The following is a 23,648-nucleotide window of genomic DNA, read 5'->3' on the forward strand; positions in this document are numbered from 1 at the left end:
TGAGGCAGAGCGCAGACAAAAATGCAGGCAAGAAAGACGAGAAGAGACAGAGACAGAGACAGAGACAGAGACAGAGACAGAGACAGAGACAGAGACAGAGACAGAGACAGAGACAGAGAAGATCATACGGCCGGAACACCGGCCGTATTTGGGGCAATTACAGCAAATCGCCCACCATTTTTTCCAGTTTACCCTGGTCAACAGCAAACTTACGGATACCATCAGCCAGTTTATCAACAGCCATAGGATCCTGGTTGTGCTCCCACAGGAACTGAGATTCCGTCATACGTTCCGGGCGCGCTTTCACTTCGCCGGTGTAAGACAGTTTACGTTCAACAGCACCCTGTGCTTCAGAGAGTTCTTTCAATAAAGCCGGAGCAATCGTCAGGCGGTCACAACCAGCCAGTTCCAGAATTTCGCCGACATTACGGAAGCTTGCACCCATGACGACAGTTTCATAGCCATGCTGTTTGTAATATTCGTAAATTTCAGAAACAGAAACTACGCCCGGGTCTTCGCTTGCGGCGTACTCTTTTTTATCGGTATTCGCTTTATACCAGTCAAGAATACGGCCAACGAAAGGAGAAATCAGATACACACCAGCTTCAGCACAGGCACGAGCCTGGGCAAAAGAAAACAGCAACGTCAGGTTGCAGTTGATACCTTCTTTTTCCAGTTGTTCTGCCGCGCGAATACCCTGCCAGGTTGAGGCCAGCTTGATCAGAATACGATCATTGCTGATACCGGCATCGTTATACAGCTTAATCAGGCGTTTTGCCTTAGCAATGCTGGCTTCGGTATCGTATGACAGGCGGGCATCCACTTCAGTGGAAATGCGGCCAGGGATTAATTTAAGAATTTCCAGACCAATGTTTACAGCCAGTTTGTCTGTTGCATCAACCAGTTGCTGTTCACGGTCACTGCTTTGGTCGCGAGCCCAGGTTACGGCTTCATCGATTAACTTGCGGTATTCCGGGATCTGCGCAGCATTAAGAATCAGAGATGGGTTAGTGGTGGCATCCTGCGGCTGGTAAAGTTTCATTGCCGCGATGTCTCCGGTATCAGCAACAACCGTAGTCAGCTGACGCAAGGAGGTCAATTTATCCGTCATGATTATTCACTCATCAAAACTGCTTGTTAGGGAGATGTAACCGGTCTGTCCCGATGATAACACGGTGTGTTTCAGGTGCAACCTGCAGCAAACGCCACGGGCTCATTATGGTAAACTCCACTCACAAACTGTACGCCCCCGGTTGGATTCAGCCGCCATGGCGTGGGTCGTTCCAGAAAATTGATGTTTTAAAAGGAAAAAATGCAGGACTTTCTGGCATTTATCAACCAAGTGCTGTGGGGAGCAATTTTACTCTACCTGGTTCCGGCCACCGGAGTCTGGTTCACGTTGCGCTGCAGCTTTATTCAGTTTCGTTACTTTTTGCCGGCTGTAAAAAGTCTGAAAATCACCTTTCGCACCAAAAATAAAAATATCACGCCTTTTCAGTCAATTTGCACCAGCATGGCTGCGCGCGTCGGCAGCGGAAATTTGGCAGGCGTCGTCATTGCACTGGCCGGTGGCGGGCCCGGTGCTCTCTTCTGGATGTGGTTTGCAGCCCTGACCGGTATGGCGACAACATTTGCAGAATGCACTCTGGCGCAGTTGTACAAAACACCCAATAAAAACGGCGGGTTCCGCGGAGGCCCGGCCTGGTATATGGCTCATGGCCTGGGTATGCGCTGGATGGGCGTTGCGTTCTCATTGTTCTTACTGGTTGCTTTCGGGCTGGTATTTAATACCGTTCAGGCCAACGCCATTGCGGTAGCAATGTCCGGTTCATTCTCTGTTGCACCGATAATCAGCGGCAGTGTGCTGGCTATTGTTGCCTGCCTGGTTTTCACCCGTGGGTTACCCGGAATTGCCCGAATACTGCAATGGCTGGTGCCACTCATGGCCATACTGTGGATTGGCGTCAGCCTGAGCGTAGTGTTTACCCATATTGAACAAGTACCAGGCGTGATACGGCGGGTTATTGAGTATGCTTTTGGCTGGCAACAGATAGCATCGGGCGCACTGGGTTATACCTTAAGCCAGGCGATTGCCAGCGGCCTGCAGCGTGCCATGTTCTCTAATGAATCCGGTATGGGCTCAACCCCAAATGCGGCGGCGGCGGCTGAAGCCATTCCTGCTCACCCGGCCTCTCAGGGTATTGTTCAAATGGCGGGAGTAATGTTTGACACATTCGGTATCTGTACCGCAACGGCCGCTATTATTCTGCTCTCAGGCAGCAATACCGAAGTGATTGACCGGGCAAACAGTATCAATCTGCTACAAAACGCACTCAGCACGCTTTCCGGCGCATGGGGCGCAAACTTTGTCGCGTTTATCACCGTGTTATTCGCATTCACTTCTGTGCTGGCTAACTACAGTTATGCAGAGAACAACCTGTCATTTCTGCGCCTGGACACTCCCCGTATCGTGACATCGCTGCGGGTGATAGTCAGCCTGACATTACTGGCCGGAGCCCTTTCCAGTATCGACCTGGTGTGGTCGCTGGCTGATATTATTATGGCGTTCATGGCAATTACCAACCTTACCGCAATATTACTACTTTCCCCTGTCGTCCGTGATGTCACGTTAGATTACCATCGTCAACGAAAACTGGGCCTGACACCAACGTTTGACCCCGACCGTTTCCCTGATATCAGCGGGCAGTTGTTCCCAGGCGTTTGGAAGGCAAAAAAATAAAAACATCCCGACCAATCATAACCATTGATAAGCCGCCACTGAAAATTTGCTACAGTGGGTGCAAAGAAAAAGTATTAAGGAGCGCGCTGTTATGCTGATTTTAATTTCACCTGCAAAGACACTGGATTACCAAAGCCCGCTGGCAACCACTCGTTTCACCCAACCCGAGTTACTGGATTACAGCCAGCAGTTAATCACCGAAGCTCGTAAATTAAGTGAGGCGCAAATCGCGTCATTAATGGGGATCAGCGATAAACTGGCGTCATTAAACGCAACACGGTTCCACGACTGGCAGGCTAATTTCACCCTGGAAAATGCCCGCCAGGCCATCCTCGCTTTCAAAGGAGATGTGTACACAGGTTTACAGGCTGAATCCTTTTCTGAAGCCGATTTCGATTTTGCCCAGTCACATTTAAGAATGCTGTCCGGGTTATATGGCGTGCTACGCCCACTGGATCTGATGCAGCCTTACCGGCTGGAAATGGGCATTCGCCTGGCGAACGCTAACGGCAAAGATCTCTACCAGTTTTGGGGAGATACCATTACAGATAAACTGAATCAGCACATCCTTGAACAGCAAGAGCAGGCTGTGGTGAACCTTGCGTCTGATGAATACTTCAAATCTGTGAAAACCGCGAAACTCAAGGCGCCCATCATCAAGCCTGTGTTCCTTGATGAAAAAAATGGCAAATACAAAGTCATCAGCTTCTATGCCAAAAAAGCCCGTGGGTTGATGAGCCGGTTTATCATTCAACACCGCCTGACCAGGCCAGAGCAGCTCGCTGAGTTTAACGAGGAAGGCTATACCTTCGATAGCGCAACCTCAACCGACCAGGAACTGGTTTTCCGCCGCTCGGAACAATAAAGCACCTGGCTGGCTCCCCGCCAGCCATACTACCTGGCTCGCATTCTTCTCATTATATTCCCCTGCCATTTGGCTTACGTTCAAGATTTATACTTTATCATTCGCTTTTACTCATATTATCCACTATAAAAGCCACGCGTTTTACATGGCTATTTTTACATCGCTATAAAGACACACAACGGACAATCCCCAACAGATGCAGGGGTGTAATACCTGCCGGTCCCCCGGTAAAACCTGCATCTGGTGCTGCCAATAGCAGAGCAAGCAGTTCCTCAGCGCTATTGCTACAAAACACAGGGGTCAATGCATAACAGAGGAATATCATGCAAAGCACAACAAGGAACAAGGAAGGGCGTTTGTTATCAGGCTTTCTTAATGCTGTAGAAAAAGCCGGGAATAAATTACCCGAACCGGCACTGATCTTTTTTTATATGCTGCTGGGGGTGATGGGGCTGTCTCTCATTCTCTCCTGGGTTGATTTCGGCATTGTTAATCCGGTAACCAGTGAAGCAGTTCAGGTAAACAACCTGCTGGCTCCAGAAGCACTGGTTAGCTCACTCACCAATATGATAACCACCTTCACAACGTTCGCACCTCTGGGGATTGTTCTGGTCGCCATGCTGGGTGTGGGGGTTGCTGAACGCTCCGGTTTCATCAATACCGCGCTGAAAAAGATGCTGAACGTCACCCCGCGCCGGTTATTGACCCCAATGCTTATCTTTGTTGCCATGTTCAGCCATGTAGCTGCAGATGCCGGCTATGTACTGGTTATTCCACTGGGCGCGATTATTTTTATGTCGGCCGGGCGCCATCCCCTGGTCGGTATTGCTGCAGCGTTTTCCGGTGTTTCGGGTGGTTTCGCCGCGAACATGGTGCCTACTGGTAACGATGCATTATTGCAGGGCTTCACTCAGGCAGCAGCACAACTGCTGGACAGCACCTATACCGTTAACACGCTGTGTAACCTGTTCTTTGGGATCGCGTCATCTGTGGTAATCACCCTTACAGGGTGGTGGGTCACAGAACGTATCGTTGAACCTCGTGTTTCAAAAATGCCGATAGACGGCGATTATGTTCATGATGACGATATGTCGAACTACTCCCCAAAAGAGAGCAAAGCGTTTATTTTGGCAACGCTTGTCATGCTCCTTGGGCTGGGTTTGCTGGCCGTTGTCTCCTGGCCGGCTGACTCCATCATGCGTGGGGCAGATGGTTCTCTGACGGGCTACAGCGCGCCAATAATGAAAGCAATCGTGCCGCTTATTTTCCTGGTATTTATCATCCCCGGTATTGTCTACGGCTACGCATCAGGCACATTCAGTAAAGGCAAAGATGTTATTGATGCCATGAATGACACCATGAGTAAAATGGGCTCTTACATGGTGATGGCTTTCTTTTGCGCCATGTTTATCAAGGCTTTTGGCGACTCCAATATTGGTACGCTGTTAGCACTGGCAGGTGCGGATGCCCTGAAGGCGATGTCATTACCTGGTGGCGTAACCATTGTCGGCATGATTGTGCTGACAGCAGTTGTCAATATTCTGATTGGCTCGGCTTCAGCCAAGTGGGCTCTGCTTTCGCCTATCATGGTTCCAATGCTGATGGCTGTCGGGATCTCTCCGGAATTAACTCAGGCCGCGTTCCGCATTGGGGATTCAACGACCAATATCATTACGCCGTTAATGGTCTTCTTCCCGCTAGTGGTGGTTTACTGCCAGCGCTATGTCAAAAGTGCTGGTGTAGGTACTCTGGTTTCCATGATGTTGCCTTATTCCATAGTCCTGTTCGTTGTCTGGAGCCTGTTCCTGCTTATTTGGTGGGGCCTGGGTATGCCACTGGGTCTGGCTGCACCTTATACCTATCCGGTTCCATGATCAGGCACGCCTGGTCTTGCCTCAGGGTATAAGATAAAAAAATGGCCACTTCACTGAAGTGGCCATTTATGTATTTTAACGCACTCTGGCGTGATTATTTGCCGCGCAGCATAAATGCGCGCAACTGGTCATAATCGGCCGGTAAGAAGTGAGACAACAGTTCAAGGTCAGCCCTTGCCGCCAGTTCTTCAGGCAGTGGCAACGTTTTATCCAGGATAACTTCAACACTTTCTTTAAATTTAGCCGGGTGAGCAGTACCAAGGAACAGCCCGTATTCACCGTCATGTAACTGGTCACGTAATGCCCGGTAGGCAATTGCCGCATGGGGCTCTGAAACATAACCGAGTTCATCCAGAGCACGCATAGTGGCTTTGGTTGTCTCGTCGTCTACAGTTGCATAACCCAGTTCATTCAGGCGCCAAATCTTACGGCGGAATAGCTCTTCCACACGCGGCCAGTTGTTGGGCTGGCTGACATCCATAGCATTAGAGAGCGTAGCAACCGTCGCGTTGGGAGCCCATTCACCGCCAGCCAAATAGCGCGGCACAGTATCATTCGCGTTTGTTGCTGCAATAAAGCGTTTAACTGGCAAACCCAGTGATTTAGCCAGCAGGCCGGCAGTCAGGTCACCGAAGTTACCGCTGGGCACAGACACTACCAGTTGATTACGGGCTTCCTGTGGCAGTTGCGCTACCGCTTCGAAGTAGTAACAAATTTGCGCCAGTAACCGGCTGATATTAATCGAGTTAGCGGAGTTAAGGCCCAGCGCGACTTTCAGTTCTTCATCATCAAAAGCCTGTTTCACCAAAGCCTGGCACGCATCGAAGTCGCCTTTCACAGCAACCGTTTCGATATTGCCACCCAGGGTGCAGAACAATTTTTCCTGCAACGGGCTGATTTTCCCTTCCGGGTAAAGAATCACCACGCGCACATTCGGCAGGCCAAAGAAAGCATGGGCAACAGCGGCACCAGTGTCACCGGACGTTGCGGTCAGAATAGTGACCGGCTTGTCTCCACTGATATGGGCAAGGATCTGCGCCATAAAACGGCCACCAAAGTCTTTGAATGCCAGCGTGGGGCCATGGAACAATTCAAGACAACCCACATCACTTTCTACCGGCTTAACCGGCGCCGGGAAAGTAAACGCAGCCTTCACCAGAGCCGCCAGTTGTGCCTCAGGAATTTCATCACCAATAAATGCTGACAAAATCTTGCTACTACGCGTGACGAAATCCATCTCCAGCATTTCATCAATGTCGGTGAGGCTGAATTCAGGAAGCTCATGAGGAAAAAACAGGCCCTGATTACGGCCAAGCCCCTGAGTTACTGCCTGTGAAAAGCTGACCTGCTCATTGTGATCTTTCAGATTGTAGAGTTTCATTACTTATCCCATTACTCGTGCACCTGCCGTATCGAGACGGCAGATATGTACAAAGCCTTCCTGATTCTGGACGTAATTCTGGCTTAACCAGTCAGCTACCTGTTGAGCAGCATCAGCCCGGTTGCATACGGCAAACATCGTTGGCCCCGAGCCAGAAATGCCACATGCCAGCGCACCCAGTTCCATCGCCGCCTGGCGTGCAGCTTCAAAGCCAGGCAATAACTGTGTGCGGTAAGGTTCAGCAATCACATCCTTCATTAATGCGGCAGCCAACGCAGGCTGGCCGGTGTGGCAGGCATGAATAAACCCGCCCAAATAGCGGCCATGGCGGATACAATCCTGGCGGCGATATTCAGCAGGAAGAATCGCCCGGGCCTGTGCTGTAGACACTTTAATGCCCGGGTAAGCCATCACCCACTGCCAGTCGTCAAAACCAGGCACCGACTGGCTGATTATCCCTTGCTCTTCCAGCATAAGTTGCATTCCCCCCAGAAAACAGGGAGCAACGTTGTCGTAATGCACACTGCCGGAAATGCGCCCTTCCATTTCCCCCATCAGGCCAAGCAGTGCCGTGTCATCCAAAGGCTTGCCACAAAATTCGTTCATTGCCATCAATGCAGCGACCACCGAACAGGCACTGGAACCCAGCCCAGAGCCGATAGGCATGTTTTTTTCCAGCGTCATCGCTACCGGAACCTGTTTACCAATAGCCTGGCAAAAACGTTCCCAGCACTGCCAGACAATATTATCTTCCGCCCGGGGAGGTAATTTGCTGACAAAACGCCCAACATTTTTCAGTGAAAAAGTGTCAGCCGCTTCCACCGAAACACAATCGCCCAGCAATGCGCCATCCAGCGGAGACACTGCTGCGCCTAAGACATCAAACCCTACACTCACATTGCCAATGGAGGCAGGTGCATACACAGTAACCATTATTAAACTCCCAACTTCCATGACAAAGTGCGCAGCAGGTCGGCAAATACCCCGGCAGCCGTCACATCATTTCCTGCACCATACCCACGTAATACCAGCGGCAACGGGTGGTAGTAATGGCTGTAAAAGGCAAGCGCGTTTTCGCCATTTTTCACTTTGAATAAAGGATCGTTGCCATCTACAGCGTCGATTTTCACAACACAACGGCCATCTTCCTGAATCTGCCCGACATAACGCAGAACTTTACCTTCGTCACGAGCCTTTGCAACGCGAGCAGAGAATGCATCGTCCAGTTCGGGTAAACGCGCCATGAATTGGCTGACATCGCCAGACGAATCGAATTCAGGTGGCAGAACTGGCTCAACAATAATGTCGTCAAGCTCCAGTTCGTGCCCATTTTCCCGGGCAAGGATCAATAATTTGCGCGCCACATCCATACCAGACAAATCATCACGCGGGTCTGGCTCGGTATAGCCCAGTTCCCGTGCAACGCGGGTAGCCTCAGACAGTGACACACCTTCATCCAGTTTGCCAAAGATAAAAGAGAGCGAGCCAGACAAAATGCCCGAGAAATGCTGCAATTCATCACCGGCATCCAGTAAGTTCTGCAAGTTTTCAATAACCGGTAACCCGGCACCTACGTTGGTATCATAAAGGAACTTACGGCGTGATTTTTCTGCGGCCTGTCGCAACTCATGGTAATAAGCCATGGATGAGGTATTCGCTTTTTTGTTCGGCGTAACCACATGAAAACCTTCCCGCAGAAAATCAACATACTGGTCTGCCACTGACTGGTTTGATGTGCAGTCAACTATCACCGGATTCAGCAGGTGATATTCTTTTACCAGGCGAATCAGGCGGCCCAGGTTAAAGGGTTCTTTGGCCTCACCCAACATGGACTGCCAGTTTTCCAAATCCAGGCCGTGCACGCTAGTCAGCAGAGCGCGGGAATTAGCAACACCACAAACACGCAAATCTATGTGTTTGCGCTTGAGCCAGGGTTGCTGGCGTTTGATCTGCTCGATCAACGCACTACCAACACCACCCACACCAATCACAAACACTTCAACAACCTGGTCTGTATTGAACAGCATCTGATGGGTAACCCGCACCCCGGTCATCGCATCATCATTACTGACCACAACCGAGATTGACCGCTCCGAGGATCCCTGGGCAATGGCAACAATGTTGATATTCGCACGAGCAAGCGCGGCGAAGAATTTAGCAGAAATACCGCGCAGGGTGCGCATACCGTCACCGACGGCAGAGATAATGGCCAGCCGCTCAGTTATCATAAACGGCTCCAGCAACCCTTCTTTCAGCTCCAGATAAAACTCATCTTCAAGTGCTTTAGCCGCCCGCACACATTCAGACTGCGGCACACAAAAGCTGATACTGTATTCAGAAGAGGACTGGGTTATCAGTACCACCGAAATGCCGTTACGTGACATGGCAGCAAACACACGGGCAGCCATGCCTACCATGCCTTTCATTCCCGGGCCGGACACACTGAACATCGCCATATTATTCAGATTACTGATACCTTTTACCGGCAGGTTATCATCATCTTTAGTGGCTCCAATTAAGGTACCTGGCGCATCAGGGTTTCCGGTGTTTTTAATCAGGCAGGGAATTTGAAACTGGGCGATGGGGGTAATGGTGCGAGGATGAAGAACTTTGGCGCCGAAGTAAGAAAGCTCCATGGCCTCCTGGTACGACATCGATTTCAATAACCTCGCATCGGGTACCTGCCTTGGGTCACAAGTATAGACACCATCAACATCGGTCCAGATTTCGCAGCAATCCGCCCTCAGGCAGGCTGCCAGCACTGCGGCAGAATAGTCAGAACCATTACGGCCCAACACAACCAGTTCATTTTTTTCATTACCGGCGGTAAAACCGGCCATCAGAATCATATTCTCTGCCGGGATCCGGCTGGCAGCGATACGGCGAGTAGACTCAGGAATATCAACTGTAGATTCCAGATAGTGCCCATTGGCCAGCAATTTTTCGACAGGATCAATCACCGACACTTGGTGACCGCGCGCAGTAAGCAATGCCGCCATAATGGCGATGGATAATTTTTCCCCGCGCGAGATAAACGCAGCGTTAATGCTGTCAGGGCACTGACCCAGCAAGCTGATACCATGCAGAACATGCTTAATCTGGGCAAATTCGTGCTCAACAACACTTTTCATTTCAGCCAGAGGGAAACCGGGCTGAAGCTGAGCCAGTCCATTAAGTAAATCTGCAAAAATTTGCCCGGCGTCGCTGATATTCGGCATAGCGTCCTGGCCGCTAATTGTTTTTTCTATCATCGCGACCAAATGGTTTGTAATTTTCGCCGGCGCAGAAAGCACGGTGGCGACCTGTTCCTGTTGCGCCTTGCTTTCCAGAATCTCAGCTACGCACAGAAAACGTTGTGCGTTTGCTACTGAAGTACCGCCGAATTTCAACACTCGCATGGTTGTTACCCCTTGAACATAAGCCGAAAAAAAAGCCCGCACTGTTCAGGTGCGGGCTTTTTCTGTATTTCCTGTACGCGTCAGCCCGCACCGTTACCTGTTGTAATGGTGGTAATAATAATGGTTGTGACCAGGCTGAAATGCATCATGGATGTTGTGTGCTCGAATTCTTAATATGAATTGCCTATATTGGTTAAAGTATTATGCGGGTTAAGTCAATATTTTTTTATTTTTAGCACTTTCTGTGACCTTGCCGACAGATCCCGTCTTTTCTCTTTTCACCTTGATAAAACACTGTTAACTACCCGGTTACCCATTCATTCATTGGTAATGGAGACATTTACCAACAGGTTACTCTGGCAGTTTTTTTTCAATATCATGGGCCAGTTGATGCAACATTGCGATATCCCGTTGGGCTAATCCACCCAGCCGTTGTTGCAGCCAGTCGCTGAGCTTATGGTCGCCAGCAACATCCAGTTTATTCAACAAGCCAGCCAGCCGGTGGCGCAATGCCGCTAACTGCCCAGGATCAGTTTCTGGGCGAGTCTCTGTCGCCGTATTAATTAGCGATGCTAATTGGTAGCAATACACCATTACAGCCTGGCCAAGGTTCAGCGACGGGTAATCCGCAACCATAGGCACACCCGAAAGGATGTCTGCCAGGGCCAGTTCTTCATTCGTCAGTCCACTATCTTCACGGCCAAATACCACCGCAGCAGAACGTAACCACTGCTGTTTTTCTTCCAGTACCGGCAACAATTCCTGGGGCGTGACATAGTAATGGAAACGGGCCCGGCTCCGGGCTGTGGTCGCAATAGTCAGATCAATATCAGCAACAGCTGCTGCGAGATCAGGAAAAACTTCAATATTATCAATTATGTCACCTGAACCATGCGCAACCCATCTTGTTGCCGGTTCCAGGTGAGCCTGGCTGTCAACGATACGCAGTGTGGTAAATCCCATGGTTTTCATCGCCCTGGCAGCAGCACCAATGTTCTCGGGGCGGGCGGGGGATACCAGAATAATAACGAATTGCATACGCTTCTCTTTTCGTGTTTTTCGAATGATTTAACATTGCCTGCCAAACATATTACGCGGCAAAAATTTACTTTATCGCAACATTTTTCAGAACTTTACTGCAATTATCAGATTAAAAATCCTAACCAAAAAAGTGACAGCAGAGTTCTCTCACCAAGAACAAAACCCTGCATATCCTTATGTTTATTATAAAAAAATTACATTAAAATAAGACTTGTCAATTTCATTTCAATTGTTTATTAATTATAATGCCTGATTATACCGGTGTTTACGTAAATGTTGCTCAGTTTAGTCACACTGTCTGGTGATATCATCAGAGTGTTAACGTGCTACAATTGAATTTGATATATGTCAACGAAGCGTAGTTTTATTGGGTGTTGCCGTCGTATGACTCTGTTATGTCGCTGTTAAAATCGCTACCATAGTGGCCGTTTTCGACACCGCAGGGTCGCAAGGGAAAAGTACCCATGACCAAGCTAATGATGTTGTTGACGTTGATGGATTATGCATCAAGAACACAATTATGTACTTTAGTCATGTTACGCCGGCATGTTAATTTTTCGCATGCACTTTCAGGCAGGCCCGGGACTTTTGTACTCCTGTTTCGATTTAGTTGGCAATTTTAGGTAGCAAACATGCAGACCCCGCACATTCTTATCGTCGAAGACGAATTAGTTACACGTAACACATTAAAAAGCATTTTCGAGGCAGAAGGTTACGATGTTTTCGAAGCGACAGATGGCGCTGAAATGCATCAGATTCTGTCCGAGAATGACGTTAACCTGGTTATCATGGACATCAACCTGCCAGGCAAGAATGGCCTGCTACTCGCCCGCGAATTGCGTGAACAGGCAAATGTCGCACTGATGTTCCTGACAGGCCGTGATAACGAAGTCGATAAAATCCTTGGGTTAGAAATTGGTGCAGATGATTACATCACCAAACCTTTTAACCCTCGTGAACTGACTATCCGTGCACGTAACCTGCTATCCCGTACCATGAATCTGGGCACTACAACGGAAGAACGCCGTGCTGTAGAAACCTACAAGTTCAATGGCTGGGAACTGGATATCAACAGCCGTTCTTTGATTAGCCCTAACGGTGAGCAATACAAACTGCCGCGTAGTGAATTCCGTGCCATGCTGCATTTCTGTGAGAACCCTGGGAAAATCCAGACTCGCGCAGAACTGCTGAAGAAAATGACCGGCCGCGAACTGAAACCACATGACCGTACTGTTGACGTGACTATTCGCCGCATCCGCAAACATTTCGAATCCACACCAGATACCCCAGAAATTATTGCGACTATTCATGGCGAAGGCTACCGCTTCTGCGGCGATCTTCAGGAGTAATTTCCCCTACTCCGGGTAAAATGTAAAAAAGGGCTTAATGCCCTTTTTTGTTGCCTGCTGAACGCCTATTTCCACGGCATAATCGGAACCGCGCTTATCGCGTTTTTCGGCGAGCCATCCACTAACTTATCCGAATACGCCAGGTAAGCCAGTGTGTTGCGCTTTTTATCGTAAAAGCGAACAACCTGTAACTTCTTGAACACCAGCGATGTCCGTTTTTTAAAGACAACCTCGCCTTCTTTTTTGCCCGTGCTGATGGCCTCACTCAACTCAACAGGCCCGGTTTGCTGGCAGGAAATTGCCGCATCGGAGGTATCTTCAGCCAGCCCCAGACCACCTTTGATCCCCCCAGTTTTTGCCCGGCTAAGGTAGCAAGTTACGTTTTTTACGTCCGGGTCATCGAACGCTTCGACAACAATCTTATGATCCGGCCCGATCAGTTTGAAAACTGTATCAACAGAGCCAATTTCTTCTGCATGGGCGACACTCAGAGCGCTCAAAACAGTGGATAAAAAGAGCATAGAATATTTCATATTGTTACCAATTCTGAAATTACCGATATGTGATTATTTAATATTCGAGAATTTCTTCTTGAAGATCATGATTTTGTAAGAAAAAACTTAAATTTATACAGGCGTAACCCCATTATGCGCCAAGAAAACTGCACGCCAGAAGAAAATAAAAAGTGCTATTATTCCGCGTCGTTATACCCCGTGCTTATCAGGATGAGGATATTATATGGATCAGGTTGGGATCATTAGTGATTTGCTTAACTGGCTTGAAAGCCATCTGGACCAACCTTTGTCGCTCGACAATGTGGCGGCTAAAGCAGGGTACTCTAAATGGCATCTGCAACGAATGTTCAAAGATGTGACAGGCCAGGCAATTGGTGCCTATATTCGTGCACGTCGTTTGTCCAAATCAGCAGTTGCACTCAAACTGACTGCCCGGCCAATACTGGACATTGCCTTGCAATACCGGTTTGATTCCCAGCAAACTTTCACCCGGGCATTTAAAAAGCAATTCGCACTAACGCCAGCGCTCTACCGCCGCTCTCCTGAGTGGAATGCCTCGGGTATACGCCCGCCAATCCGCCTGGATAATACACCACTTCCAGAAGCCACTTTCGTTACCCTGCCTGATACTGAACTGGTTGGGGTGACTCAGAGCTATAGTTGTACTCTGGAACAAATCACCCAATATCGCCACGAAATGCGTATTCAGTTCTGGCGGGCATTTCTTGCCAATACGACCAGTATTCCGCCTGTGCTTTATGGCCTTGCAGAGCCACGCCCCAGTGCAGAGAAAGACGATGAGCAGGAAGTCTTTTACACTACGGCATTGCCGCCTGATATCGCCAAAAGTTACGTTCAGAATGCACATCCGGTAGTACTGGCTGGTGGTGATTACGTAAAATTTGTTTATGAAGGTGAGCCCGACGAACTGCAATCATTTATCCTGACGGTGTATGGCACTTGCATGCCAACACTGGGCCTGGTTCGCCGTGAAGGGCAGGATATTGAGCGGCTGCAACCAGAGTTCACCAATGGTTCTGACCAGCCGCCTTCAAGCATCCGTTGCGATTACCTGATTCCGGTACGCCGCTAACAGCAACTCAGCGTTGTAGTTCATCCAAGGCCGGGGCATCAAGATGCGAAACATCCCCGGCGGTTTCAACCACCCACCCGGAAGCCAGCCACGCGCTCTGCTGGTAATCAACCCGGGAAATAGAGCAGTTACGCAACCTCAGGCGCCGTTCTGCATAAGGCGGTAGCCCGAGAATCGTGCTCACCAGGCATCCCAGCGCCATACCATGGCTTACCAGCAGAGGGCGGCTTTGCGCAGGCAATTCAAGGCAGGCACTCAAAGCAGCATGCATACGCTGGCTCAGTTCCGTCATTGATTCCCCCTGGGGGATTCGCCCGTCTGGCGTACCGTCAACTAAACGCCTCCGCCAGGACTCTTCTTCTTCAGTGAGGCTGTCGATATCGCGTTGTTCCAGTACCCCCATATCCAGTTCGCGCAGGCGGTCATCAACGACATAATCACACCCGATGGCTTGCGCAATAATGCGTGCCGTTTGCTGTGTTCTCCCCAAATCACTGGAGATAATATGCGTAATACCCAGATGCCTGACACGCTGAGCAACTTGCTGTGCCTGCTGGATACCTTTCTCGGTCAGCCCACTGTCAGACTGGCCCTGAATGCGTCGTTCCACATTCCACTGCGTTTCGCCGTGGCGAACAAGATAGACCTGTAACATGTACTTTATCCGTTATACTGCTCTGATGTTTTCATTAGGCGTTTACTAAATTATGTACCAGGTTGTCACAGCCACCAAAAATCCAGCCAAAATTAACGCAATTTTACATGCATTTGAAATCATCTTTGGCGAAGGATCTTGCCACATTATTGCCGCAGGCGTCGAGAGCGGCGTCCCGGAACAACCAATAGGCAGTGCTGAAACTCTGGCTGGCGCACGCCAGCGTGTTATCAATGCCCGCGAAGTTTACCCGCAAGCAGATTTCTGGGTCGCTATTGAAGCAGGTATAGATGAGGGTAGCACGTTCAGTTGGGTGGTGATTGAAAATTCAGACAAGCGCGGAGAAGCGCGTTCTGCATCGCTGCCTTTGCCCGAAGCTGTTCTTTCTGCCATTACCCGCGGTGAAACACTGGGTGATGTTATCAGCGCGATCACAGGTATTGAGCAACCTGGGCGCAAAGAAGGTGCTATAGGGATTTTCACGAAAGGCGCTCTGACCAGAAGCAGTGTTTACAGCCAGGCGGTTGTGCTGGCACTCAGCCCTTTTCACCACCCGGCCTGGTAACAGAATCACTCGGCGTCGAGCAATTTCACTTCCAGCCACTGGCGCAGTGCGAATGGTGCCGTTTTCAGGCTGTTCGAGCCCCGAGTGATTGTGGCGATACCCGCGCCCAGCTCACTTTTGAGCTCACGCTGGCTCATTTTCCCACGAAGCAGCTCTTCAATAATACGCACACGTGTACCTAAGGCCGTGCGCTCATCAGGCGTCAGGAGTAAGGTCAGAAGTGGAAGGTGGAGATCTTCACCAAAAGAAGCCTGCAGTAATTCCACAAAACGGAGCCATTCCTGGTTGGCGTTTTCTTCCTGCGGAGAAGAGAACGGCGTCTGCTGAGTCATGTTATGCCACCATACTATTTAACTAGTACAGCAGCATAACACACTCCTGAAAAAATCAGTAACGCTGCTGCCACTCCTGTTGCGTCAGTAACGGTGAGTTATCACCATCGAAATAGCGGTAATAGGCATCATAGGCGAGCACATTTTTCACATAACGCCGGGTTTCTGAGAAAGGAATACTCTCAATAAACGCGACGGCGTCGATTCGACCAGAACTATTACCCTGCCAGCTCCGCACCCGGCCAGGCCCGGCATTATATGCCGCAGAAGCAAATATACGGTTATTACCAAATTGCTGATACACATACTGCAGATATTGCGTACCAATATTAATGTTGGTGTCCGGGTCGAGTAACTGGCTACTACTGCTGTACCCGGGGATATTAAACATCTTCACAGTATGTGTGGCCGTTGCGGGCATTAACTGCATCAGGCCTGTGGCACCAACCGGTGAGCGCACTTTCGGGTTCCAGGCACTTTCCTGGCGAGCAATAGCCATGGCATACGTGCTGGAAATATCTTTACCACTGACATAATGGTCGAACGTTGCTTTCCAGGCCGGAGGGAAACGCTCCGTCAGGTTATCCCATAATTTACCGGCAATCGTCGCCTGCACACTCAAATCCCACCAGCCTTGCTTCAGGGCATAATGAGCTAAAGCGGCCTGTTCCTCAGGTGGGCGGCTGGCAATATAACCCGCCCATTCACTGCGCGCCGTATTATCAAGGTTCCAGTACATCAGTTCACGAATACGAGCCAGAACAGGCCCATTAACCAGTGAGCCACTGGCTTCAGGAGCATCATTCACCGTTAACTGGTAAGGTACACCCAGGCGCTGTGCCGCAACCATTGGGTAAAACCCCCGGGCTTTCATCAAATCCTGCAAAATAGCCCGGCCTTCCGTTTCACGCCCACGTTCCAGCAAAAGTACAGCCTGCCAGTAACGCCACTCGTCTTCCTGCTTGGCCTCCATAGAGAGGCGTGATAACCAGGTATTCAGCCCGGCTCTGTCCCCCTCACCTAACGCCATACGAATGCGCCGCTCAATTAATGAATCTGAGCCTGAACGCATAATGATGTCATCACGCCAGCTCGCCTGTTCATCGGTAATGTCGTTACCGAACAAGCGCCAGGCCACAATATCTTTCAGATTTTGAGCCTGGTCGTCGTCCAGCCCGGATGCCTGAACTAATGCCGGGATCATGGCCCGCGCGTTTTCCACATCCTGGCGTGCCACACTGGCAAACGCCAGCTCAACCAGGCGGCGAGTAAAGTCAGAAGGTTTGACTGTGCGTGCAAATGAGAGCACCGTTTGCGGGTCATCGGCAAGGCTCATTACCGAAGAGGACAATGTCAGGTCATTATCCGGTAACTGGCCTGCCAGTGCGTCCACCAGCGCGGTATTACCTGCTTTCATCGCCAGCACAATACGGGATAAATAATCATCAACAGATTGCTGGCCGGAAGCACGCCATGCCGTGAACAAATTCTCACAAGTTAATGGCAGAGTACGCCCTGTTTGCCACAACTTATGCGCCCCCTCCCATGCCGCACTGGTCTGCCCGGTCTGCCATTTTGCATTGTAATAATTACACTTTGCTTCAGTTGTCGGTGGTTCTGTTGGGCTGAACGCCAGCAAGCCTTTCCAGTCACTGCGGCGTGCCAGTTCATTAATGAAGCGCGTTGTCAGCGCTCTGCTGATGGGCATTGTGGGGTACTGTTGGACAAACTGTGTAACAGCAACAGCAGTTTCATTCTGTAAGTCTGATGTCAATTCCCGATATTCAAGATAAGGATAAAGGGGGTAATCTTTCAGGCCTGGCATCATTTGCTGCACAACATCCATCTGCCGTTGATCCCAGGCCTGTTTTATTGCGCTGTAGCGCTGACGCTGTTCATCCAGTGAATCTGCCCAAACCGCATGGCTGACGGTAAGCAGGCAGAGGCTTGCAGCCGCGAAGCGCCAGGTACCCTGTTTTGCTTTCCCCACAACAACTCCTTAGTCTTCTTGTACGTCAGGATGCCCGAAACATCCTTCAGGAAATCTCATGCTAACCAGGCAAAAAGTAATCTGCCATGCCACAAACACTTTTTTACGTAATTCTTTTCGAGAAGAGGATATCGTCCTTCCGTGCTGATAGCTGGGATTAAGACAAGAAAAAGGCTAAACTTCGCCAGTGTTACTCAATACCCTAAATCACGATTAAAGAGGCGAAGTCGCAACGTGGCTCAATTCGTATATACCATGCATCGTGTCGGCAAAGTGGTTCCGCCGAAACGGCACATTCTTAAGAATATTTCTCTGAGCTTCTTCCCCGGCGCCAAAATCGGTGTGCTGGGCCTTAATGGTGCCGGTAAATCAACATTGCTGCGTATCATGGCGGGCATTGATACCGATATCGAAGGTGAGGCCCGCCCTCAGCCTGGGATCAAAATCGGTTACCTGCCGCAGGAACCTCAGCTCAACCCGGAACACACTGTTCGCGAATCGATTGAAGAAGCTGTCGCGGAAGTCGTCGGTGCGCTTAAGCGCCTTGATGAAGTCTATGCCCTGTACGCAGACCCGGAAGCAGACTTCGACAAACTGGCTGCCGAGCAAGGTAAGTTAGAAGAGATTATCCAGGCGCATGATGGCCACAACCTGAACAACCAGTTAGAACGAGCGGCAGACGCACTCCGCTTACCTGACTGGGACGCGACAATCGCAAACTTATCCGGGGGTGAACGCCGCCGTGTCGCTCTGTGCCGCCTGCTGTTAGAAAAACCTGACATGCTGCTGCTGGACGAACCAACCAACCACCTGGATGCTGAATCTGTTGCCTGGCTGGAACGCTTCCTGCACGACTTCGAAGGGACTGTGGTGGCAATTACCCACGACCGTTACTTCCTGGATAACGTTGCTGGCTGGATCCTTGAACTTGACCGTGGTGAAGGCATTCCCTGGGAAGGGAACTACTCTTCCTGGCTGGAACAGAAAGATCAACGTCTGGCACAAGAAGCTTCTGCTGAAGCCGCACGCCGTAAATCCATTGAGAAAGAACTGGAATGGGTTCGCCAGGGCGCCCGTGGCCGCCAGTCTAAAGGCAAAGCACGTCTGGCCCGTTTTGAAGAACTCAACAACGTGGAATACCAGAAACGTAATGAAACCAGCGAACTGTTTATTCCACCCGGTCCTCGCCTGGGCGACAAAGTGCTGGAAGTAGAAAACCTCACCAAGTCTTACGGCGACCGGGTCCTGATTGACGACCTCTCTTTCTCTATTCCGAAAGGCGCTATCGTGGGGATTATCGGCCCTAACGGCGCGGGTAAATCTACGCTGTTCCGTATGGTAACCGGCCAGGAACAGCCCAACAGCGGGAATATCACACTGGGCGATACCGTAAAAATTGCCGCAGTAGAACAGTTCCGTGATGCCATGGACAACAAGAAGACTGTCTGGGAAGAAGTCTCTGGCGGCCTGGATATCATGAAGATTGGTAACTTTGAAATCCCCAGCCGTGCTTACGTGGGGCGCTTTAACTTCAAAGGCACTGACCAGGGTAAACGGGTTGGCGAACTGTCTGGTGGTGAACGTGGGCGCCTGCATCTGGCTAAACTGTTGCAGGTAGGCGGCAACATGTTACTGCTCGATGAACCAACCAACGACCTGGATGTAGAAACCCTGCGAGCACTGGAAAACGCCCTGCTGGAGTTCCCGGGTTGCGCCATGGTTATTTCCCATGACCGTTGGTTCCTGGACCGTATTGCGACGCATATTCTGGACTACCAGGATGAAGGCAAAGTTGAATTCTTCGAAGGTAACTTTACTGAATACGAAGAATACAAAAAACGCACTCTGGGTGCTGAAGCTCTTGAGCCAAAACGCATCAAATATAAGCGTATTACTAAATAAATAGTTTACTGCTTATCTCTTTTCAGCCACCTTACACAGGTGGCTGTTTTCTTTGTTGTCACCGTTGGTTTTCGTTGTGAGCAAGTTCCGAGTATGGCTGCCACCGGGATACTGGCTCAGAAACAGCCGTGTGTTTTATTGCCCACTCTCTTCACCCATCAACTGGCGCACCAGGCTGACACAACGCAGAAAGCGCGTATCGTAGTCTGTCTCATCAACATGAGCATAAACAATGCCATTTTCCTGCAGCATAGACACTAACTGTGCCTGAAAAGCCTTACGCTCGCGTTCACTACCACTCCCGGAACGGCGAAAATCCCCTGCCACCCATGGCATGTTGTTTTCCAGCAAAATCACCAGGTCAAACCGGTATTCATCAATCATCGCCTGCACAAAAGGGTGTCCCCGCCCTTCATTTGCCTTGCAGAAGGCCTGAATAGTAACGAAGTCAGTATCAATAAACACCACTTTATTGGCATATTTAACTGCAAAATCAACATATTGAGAATGGCCAATGGCAATCTTATCATAGTCAGTATATTGCAATGCCCGGCCATCTCCCCCCAAATGAGAGAAGACATACTCGCGGCCAAATTCCCAGGCACTGGTGGTATTGAAGATATTAGCCAGTTTGTTCACCATGGTGGATTTCCCACTGGACTCGCCGCCCAAAATAGCCACAGTGCGCACAAAAAAGGGTTTTACTTCAGTAGGGATGTAATCCCAGAAGCGGAACGGGTTTTCACGAATTTGGCCGCCACTGATGTTCATAAATGTGCGGTCAGGATCCACCAACACCGTATTGATCCCTAAATGTTCCAGGTACTGCGGTGCATCTGAGGCTTCTGAAGTATAAATTTGGTCCGGGAAAATACCTTCACTGTCCATAAACGCTTTAATACCAGCACTCCAGACATCCCAACCCCAGGGATAAGGCTCCATGCCCTCTTCATTAAACGCATGAATGTGGATATTTTTCTGATACTTAAAGGTTTGCAGCAACCAGCGCAAACGGTCACTGATAGTGGGCTGTTGCGACATCGCACTGGCTTCAAACAGCTCGCGATCACGCGTTTCGTCATAACCCATAATGATATGCAGCTCATCAACCTGGCTACAGGCGCGCTGAATTAAATAGATATGGCCAGTGTGCAGAGGGTAAAACTTGCCAAATACTACCCCCACACGCTTCTCTACACGGGGGAATTCCAGGCTAAGGAACCGGTGCAAAGCCTCCAGCTTTTGGGCACTGGGGCTTTTGATTTTGGCGTTTAATAATTGGCTCAAATAGCCTTTCGTCATGCCACTGGCATCAGCGACTTGCTGGAGTGTGCAGCCCTTCTGGCGAATAGCGTGTTTTAAATATTCAAACGATGACAAGCGTTGCCTCCTGCAATCTCCGGGGAATACCTGCCTTTGTGTAATACACGCAGGAACAAGTAAGAATAACCAGGTTCGGTTTCAGCCCACTACCTGTTGAATCGCGGGGCTGAAACCTGGTGGGCTACCAAAAGAAGCAACCACCGGTGTTGTTATGTGACAAATAAATCATCAAATACAGACAGCGCATCCGCCAGTTTTTTTACACCGAAGATTTCCATTCCCGCAGGCGGGCGTTTTGGAACATTGGCGTGGGGAACAATCGCCCGGCGGAAACCATGTTTAGACGCTTCGGTGATACGCTCCTGCCCACTCGGTACCGGCCGAATCTCCCCGGAAAGGCCAACTTCACCAAACACCACCAGGTCTTGCGGCAACGGGCGGTCTCTCAGGCTGGAGACAATCGCCAGCAACAGTGCTAAATCCACACTGGTTTCCGCTACTTTTACGCCGCCCACCACATTAACAAACACATCCTGGTCTGCCATTTGTAAACCACCATGGCGGTGCAGCACCGCAAGCAGAATGGCCAGGCGGTTTTGCTCAAGCCCTACAGCCACACGCCGGGGGTTAGACATCATAGACTGATCCACCAGCGCCTGAATTTCTACCAGTAAAGGCCGGGTTCCTTCCCAAACCACCATCACAGAACTGCCTGAAGTCAGCTCATCGCCCCGGCTAAGGAAAATCGCTGACGGGTTGCTCACTTCGCGCATCCCCTGCTCGGTCATGGCAAAAACGCCCAGCTCGTTCACAGCACCGAAACGGTTTTTGTGGCTACGCAATGTACGAAAACGCGAGTCTGCATCGCCATCCAGCAACACAGAACAGTCAATACAGTGTTCCAGCACTTTTGGGCCGGCCAGTGAGCCATCTTTGGTGACATGGCCCACCATAATTACAGCCACACCACGCATCTTCGCATAGCGCGTCAAATATGCGGCTGTTTCCCGCACCTGAGCCACACTGCCTGGTGATGACTGAACATCCGCCATATGCATAACCTGAATGGAGTCGATAACCATCAGTTTTGGCTGCTCCTGGTCAGCCACCAGGCAAATCTGTTCAATGCTGGTTTCTGACAGCATATTCAGATTGCTGCCAGGCAACCCCAGGCGATGGGCACGCATGGCCACCTGCTGGAGCGACTCTTCCCCGGTGACATACAGCGTTTTCATTTGTTCAGCGAGTTTGCACAGGGTTTGCAGTAACAGGGTCGATTTCCCGGCACCAGGATTACCGCCGATTAAAATGGCGCTTCCCGGCACCACACCGCCACCCAAAACCCGGTCGAACTCTTTAAAGCCCGTAGAGAAACGAGGGAGCTCCTCAAGACTGATTTCCGACAGCTTCTGCACTTTACTGACACCAGCATTGCCCGCATAGCCTGACAGTTTTTCATTGCGGGCAACCTGAGGCGATGCCGCTATTCGCACCTCGGTAATGGTATTCCAGGCATGGCATGCACTGCACTGCCCCTGCCAGCGCGGGTAATCCGCACCACACTCATTACAGACAAACGCTCTTTTCGGTGCTTTTGCCACCACATTACCTCACTCTTGTTACTGCCGGGTTATTCCTGCTTCAGGCTGCCAGAAAGAATACAGAATACCCCAAGAAGATCCGCATGGCGGATAGTCACTTCCGTTTTCTCATTCACTTTTGGCTTAGCGTGGTAAGCAATCCCCAGCCCGGCCGCTTTAATCATTAATAGATCGTTGGCGCCATCGCCAATTGCCACAGTTTGCGCAGGGTCGATGTTCCAGGTATCAGCAAGCTGCTTGAGGGTATCGGCTTTATAGCGTGCATCCACAATTGGGCCAACCACTTCTCCGGTAAGCTTACCCTGAGCAATCCCCATTTGGTTTGCCACCGCAGCGCATAAGTTCAGTTGATTTTTCAGGTGATCGGCAAAAAAGGTAAAGCCACCGGAAGCAATGGCAACCTGCCAGCCAAAGGCGTGCAGTTTCGCCACCATAGCAGTCAGCCCGGGCATCAGCGGCAAGGTATCCAGCACTTGCTGAAGGATACCGGCATCGGCACCTTTCAGTGTGCCTACACGCTCGCGCAAGCTGGCGGCGAAATCCAGTTCGCCACGCATGGCGCGCTCTGTCACTGCCGCGACTTGTTCGCCAGTACCAGCCAGTTTGGCAATTTCATCAATACACTCAATCTGGATGGCGGTTGAGTCCATATCCATAACCAGCAACCCGGGAACACGCAGGTTAGGTAATTTACCCAGGGGCGCGACATCCAGACCGGCCTCATGGGCCAGTTTGGTCGCTCTGGGAGTCAGTGAGCCCGCAAGGCGAACCACCTGATACTCTTCAACATCCCAGGCGGAGACAATCACCATAGCGGCGCCCAGCTTACGCTGATATTTGGTCAGACTATTTTTATCCAGGCCGCGCCCATACAGGAGCCAGCCAGTCCGGCCAGCGCGGTAATCCAGCGGCATCACTTCATCGCCACTGAGCGAAAGCGGCAGTCCGGGCCACAAGGAAACATCGTTGGGCAAATCGCACCATGTCAGGCTATTTGGCATTACAGCTCCTGTAAAAATCGAAT

General features: G+C 50.4%; 20 protein-coding genes, 1 pseudogene and 1 other annotated feature. Of the genes and pseudogenes, 7 read left to right on the forward strand and 14 right to left on the reverse strand.

The features are described 5' to 3' along the window. Positions 1 to 157 precede the first annotated feature (157 nt). A complete protein-coding gene (gene tal, locus DES37_RS11270) occupies positions 158 to 1,111 on the reverse strand; it encodes a transaldolase (protein WP_110025840.1) in 954 nt (317 codons plus the stop codon). 201 nt (positions 1,112 to 1,312) lie between these two features. Here tal and DES37_RS11275 point away from each other — a divergent pair, with 201 nt between their 5' ends. From DES37_RS11275 to DES37_RS11285, 3 genes are all read left to right on the forward strand, one after another. Then, complete coding sequence (locus tag DES37_RS11275; RefSeq protein ID WP_110025841.1) at positions 1,313 to 2,740, forward strand: alanine/glycine:cation symporter family protein; 1,428 nt, start codon at positions 1,313 to 1,315, stop codon at positions 2,738 to 2,740. Between the two features lie 91 nt (positions 2,741 to 2,831). Further along, positions 2,832 to 3,605 carry a peroxide stress protein YaaA gene (gene yaaA / locus DES37_RS11280; RefSeq protein WP_110025842.1) on the forward strand — a complete coding sequence of 258 codons (774 nt, stop codon included), beginning with the start codon at positions 2,832 to 2,834 and terminating at the stop codon, positions 3,603 to 3,605. Between the two features lie 323 nt (positions 3,606 to 3,928). Further along, on the forward strand, positions 3,929 to 5,479 hold the full coding sequence (locus DES37_RS11285) for an AbgT family transporter (RefSeq protein WP_051691294.1): 1,551 nt from the start codon (positions 3,929 to 3,931) through the stop codon (positions 5,477 to 5,479). 94 nt (positions 5,480 to 5,573) lie between these two features. On the opposite strand, the gene thrC is transcribed toward DES37_RS11285, so the two are convergent. The 6 genes and pseudogenes from thrC to yjjY all read right to left on the reverse strand — a co-directional run bounded on the left by thrC (position 5,574) and on the right by yjjY (position 11,834). Continuing rightward, the gene (gene thrC / locus DES37_RS11290; protein WP_036106367.1) at positions 5,574 to 6,860 is read right to left on the reverse strand and encodes a threonine synthase; all 1,287 of its coding nucleotides are present in this window, start codon (positions 6,858 to 6,860) and stop codon (positions 5,574 to 5,576) included. A 3-nt stretch (positions 6,861 to 6,863) separates the two neighbouring features. Next, positions 6,864 to 7,793, reverse strand: a complete 930-nt coding sequence (gene thrB / locus DES37_RS11295; protein WP_036106370.1) for a homoserine kinase — start codon at positions 7,791 to 7,793, stop codon at positions 6,864 to 6,866. A gap of 2 nt (positions 7,794 to 7,795) precedes the next feature. After that, the gene (gene thrA, locus DES37_RS11300) at positions 7,796 to 10,258 is read right to left on the reverse strand and encodes a bifunctional aspartate kinase/homoserine dehydrogenase I (RefSeq protein ID WP_110025843.1); all 2,463 of its coding nucleotides are present in this window, start codon (positions 10,256 to 10,258) and stop codon (positions 7,796 to 7,798) included. A 25-nt stretch (positions 10,259 to 10,283) separates the two neighbouring features. Next, positions 10,284 to 10,400: a sequence feature (Thr leader region), on the reverse strand. Then, positions 10,339 to 10,407, reverse strand: a complete 69-nt coding sequence (thrL, locus tag DES37_RS26180) for a thr operon leader peptide (RefSeq protein ID WP_072006919.1) — start codon at positions 10,405 to 10,407, stop codon at positions 10,339 to 10,341. It overlaps the preceding feature by 62 nt. 202 nt (positions 10,408 to 10,609) lie before the next feature. Continuing rightward, positions 10,610 to 11,296: a tRNA/rRNA methyltransferase gene (locus DES37_RS11310; protein WP_110025844.1), complete on the reverse strand. Its 687-nt coding sequence runs from the start codon at positions 11,294 to 11,296 to the stop codon at positions 10,610 to 10,612. A gap of 396 nt (positions 11,297 to 11,692) precedes the next feature. Continuing rightward, positions 11,693 to 11,834 (reverse strand): annotated as a pseudogene (gene yjjY / locus DES37_RS11315) (YjjY family protein). A 97-nt stretch (positions 11,835 to 11,931) separates the two neighbouring features. Between yjjY and arcA the strand changes: the two are divergent. Then, positions 11,932 to 12,648 (forward strand): two-component system response regulator ArcA, encoded by a 717-nt coding sequence (arcA, locus tag DES37_RS11320; protein WP_064598689.1) that lies wholly within the window; start codon positions 11,932 to 11,934, stop codon positions 12,646 to 12,648. Positions 12,649 to 12,713: 65 nt separating this feature from the next. On the opposite strand, the gene creA is transcribed toward arcA, so the two are convergent. Beyond that, on the reverse strand, positions 12,714 to 13,181 hold the full coding sequence (creA, locus tag DES37_RS11325; RefSeq protein WP_110025845.1) for a protein CreA: 468 nt from the start codon (positions 13,179 to 13,181) through the stop codon (positions 12,714 to 12,716). 205 nt (positions 13,182 to 13,386) lie between these two features. On the opposite strand from creA, the gene robA reads away from it, so the two are divergent. Further along, on the forward strand, positions 13,387 to 14,256 hold the full coding sequence (gene robA, locus DES37_RS11330) for an MDR efflux pump AcrAB transcriptional activator RobA (protein WP_036106388.1): 870 nt from the start codon (positions 13,387 to 13,389) through the stop codon (positions 14,254 to 14,256). A 7-nt stretch (positions 14,257 to 14,263) separates the two neighbouring features. Here the strand turns inward: robA and gpmB are convergent, their stop codons facing one another. After that, positions 14,264 to 14,911 (reverse strand): 2,3-diphosphoglycerate-dependent phosphoglycerate mutase GpmB, encoded by a 648-nt coding sequence (gene gpmB, locus DES37_RS11335; RefSeq protein WP_036106391.1) that lies wholly within the window; start codon positions 14,909 to 14,911, stop codon positions 14,264 to 14,266. A 52-nt stretch (positions 14,912 to 14,963) separates the two neighbouring features. Here gpmB and yjjX point away from each other — a divergent pair, with 52 nt between their 5' ends. After that, positions 14,964 to 15,476, forward strand: a complete 513-nt coding sequence (yjjX, locus tag DES37_RS11340) for an inosine/xanthosine triphosphatase (RefSeq protein WP_036106393.1) — start codon at positions 14,964 to 14,966, stop codon at positions 15,474 to 15,476. A 5-nt stretch (positions 15,477 to 15,481) separates the two neighbouring features. Here yjjX and trpR read toward each other — a convergent pair whose 3' ends face one another. Beyond that, positions 15,482 to 15,808, reverse strand: coding sequence for a trp operon repressor (trpR, locus tag DES37_RS11345; protein WP_036106398.1), 327 nt, complete (start codon positions 15,806 to 15,808; stop codon positions 15,482 to 15,484). A 55-nt stretch (positions 15,809 to 15,863) separates the two neighbouring features. Next, positions 15,864 to 17,798: a murein transglycosylase gene (sltY, locus tag DES37_RS11350; RefSeq protein WP_110025846.1), complete on the reverse strand. Its 1,935-nt coding sequence runs from the start codon at positions 17,796 to 17,798 to the stop codon at positions 15,864 to 15,866. A gap of 234 nt (positions 17,799 to 18,032) precedes the next feature. Here sltY and ettA point away from each other — a divergent pair, with 234 nt between their 5' ends. After that, positions 18,033 to 19,700 (forward strand): energy-dependent translational throttle protein EttA, encoded by a 1,668-nt coding sequence (gene ettA, locus DES37_RS11355; protein ID WP_036106404.1) that lies wholly within the window; start codon positions 18,033 to 18,035, stop codon positions 19,698 to 19,700. Between the two features lie 135 nt (positions 19,701 to 19,835). Here ettA and nadR read toward each other — a convergent pair whose 3' ends face one another. The 3 genes from nadR to serB form a co-directional block, all read right to left on the reverse strand. Beyond that, positions 19,836 to 21,080, reverse strand: coding sequence for a multifunctional transcriptional regulator/nicotinamide-nucleotide adenylyltransferase/ribosylnicotinamide kinase NadR (gene nadR / locus DES37_RS11360; RefSeq protein WP_110025847.1), 1,245 nt, complete (start codon positions 21,078 to 21,080; stop codon positions 19,836 to 19,838). A 152-nt stretch (positions 21,081 to 21,232) separates the two neighbouring features. After that, positions 21,233 to 22,624 carry a DNA repair protein RadA gene (radA, locus tag DES37_RS11365; RefSeq protein WP_110025950.1) on the reverse strand — a complete coding sequence of 464 codons (1,392 nt, stop codon included), beginning with the start codon at positions 22,622 to 22,624 and terminating at the stop codon, positions 21,233 to 21,235. A 29-nt stretch (positions 22,625 to 22,653) separates the two neighbouring features. Next, positions 22,654 to 23,625, reverse strand: coding sequence for a phosphoserine phosphatase (serB, locus tag DES37_RS11370; RefSeq protein WP_036106410.1), 972 nt, complete (start codon positions 23,623 to 23,625; stop codon positions 22,654 to 22,656). Positions 23,626 to 23,648: the final 23 nt, after the last annotated feature.

The sequence above is a fragment of the Mangrovibacter plantisponsor genome (assembly GCF_003182475.1).
Taxonomy (GTDB): Bacteria; Pseudomonadota; Gammaproteobacteria; order Enterobacterales; family Enterobacteriaceae; genus Mangrovibacter; species Mangrovibacter plantisponsor.

Coding starts and splice junctions, on each gene's coding strand:
- tal (WP_110025840.1), bottom strand. CDS start 1,111: ATGACGGATAAATTGACCTCCTTGCGTCAGCTGACTACGGTTGTTGCT.
- DES37_RS11275 (WP_110025841.1), top strand. CDS start 1,313: ATGCAGGACTTTCTGGCATTTATCAACCAAGTGCTGTGGGGAGCAATT.
- yaaA (WP_110025842.1), top strand. CDS start 2,832: ATGCTGATTTTAATTTCACCTGCAAAGACACTGGATTACCAAAGCCCG.
- DES37_RS11285 (WP_051691294.1), top strand. CDS start 3,929: ATGCAAAGCACAACAAGGAACAAGGAAGGGCGTTTGTTATCAGGCTTT.
- thrC (WP_036106367.1), bottom strand. CDS start 6,860: ATGAAACTCTACAATCTGAAAGATCACAATGAGCAGGTCAGCTTTTCA.
- thrB (WP_036106370.1), bottom strand. CDS start 7,793: ATGGTTACTGTGTATGCACCTGCCTCCATTGGCAATGTGAGTGTAGGG.
- thrA (WP_110025843.1), bottom strand. CDS start 10,258: ATGCGAGTGTTGAAATTCGGCGGTACTTCAGTAGCAAACGCACAACGT.
- DES37_RS11310 (WP_110025844.1), bottom strand. CDS start 11,296: ATGCAATTCGTTATTATTCTGGTATCCCCCGCCCGCCCCGAGAACATT.
- arcA (WP_064598689.1), top strand. CDS start 11,932: ATGCAGACCCCGCACATTCTTATCGTCGAAGACGAATTAGTTACACGT.
- creA (WP_110025845.1), bottom strand. CDS start 13,181: ATGAAATATTCTATGCTCTTTTTATCCACTGTTTTGAGCGCTCTGAGT.
- robA (WP_036106388.1), top strand. CDS start 13,387: ATGGATCAGGTTGGGATCATTAGTGATTTGCTTAACTGGCTTGAAAGC.
- gpmB (WP_036106391.1), bottom strand. CDS start 14,911: ATGTTACAGGTCTATCTTGTTCGCCACGGCGAAACGCAGTGGAATGTG.
- yjjX (WP_036106393.1), top strand. CDS start 14,964: ATGTACCAGGTTGTCACAGCCACCAAAAATCCAGCCAAAATTAACGCA.
- trpR (WP_036106398.1), bottom strand. CDS start 15,808: ATGACTCAGCAGACGCCGTTCTCTTCTCCGCAGGAAGAAAACGCCAAC.
- serB (WP_036106410.1), bottom strand. CDS start 23,625: ATGCCAAATAGCCTGACATGGTGCGATTTGCCCAACGATGTTTCCTTG.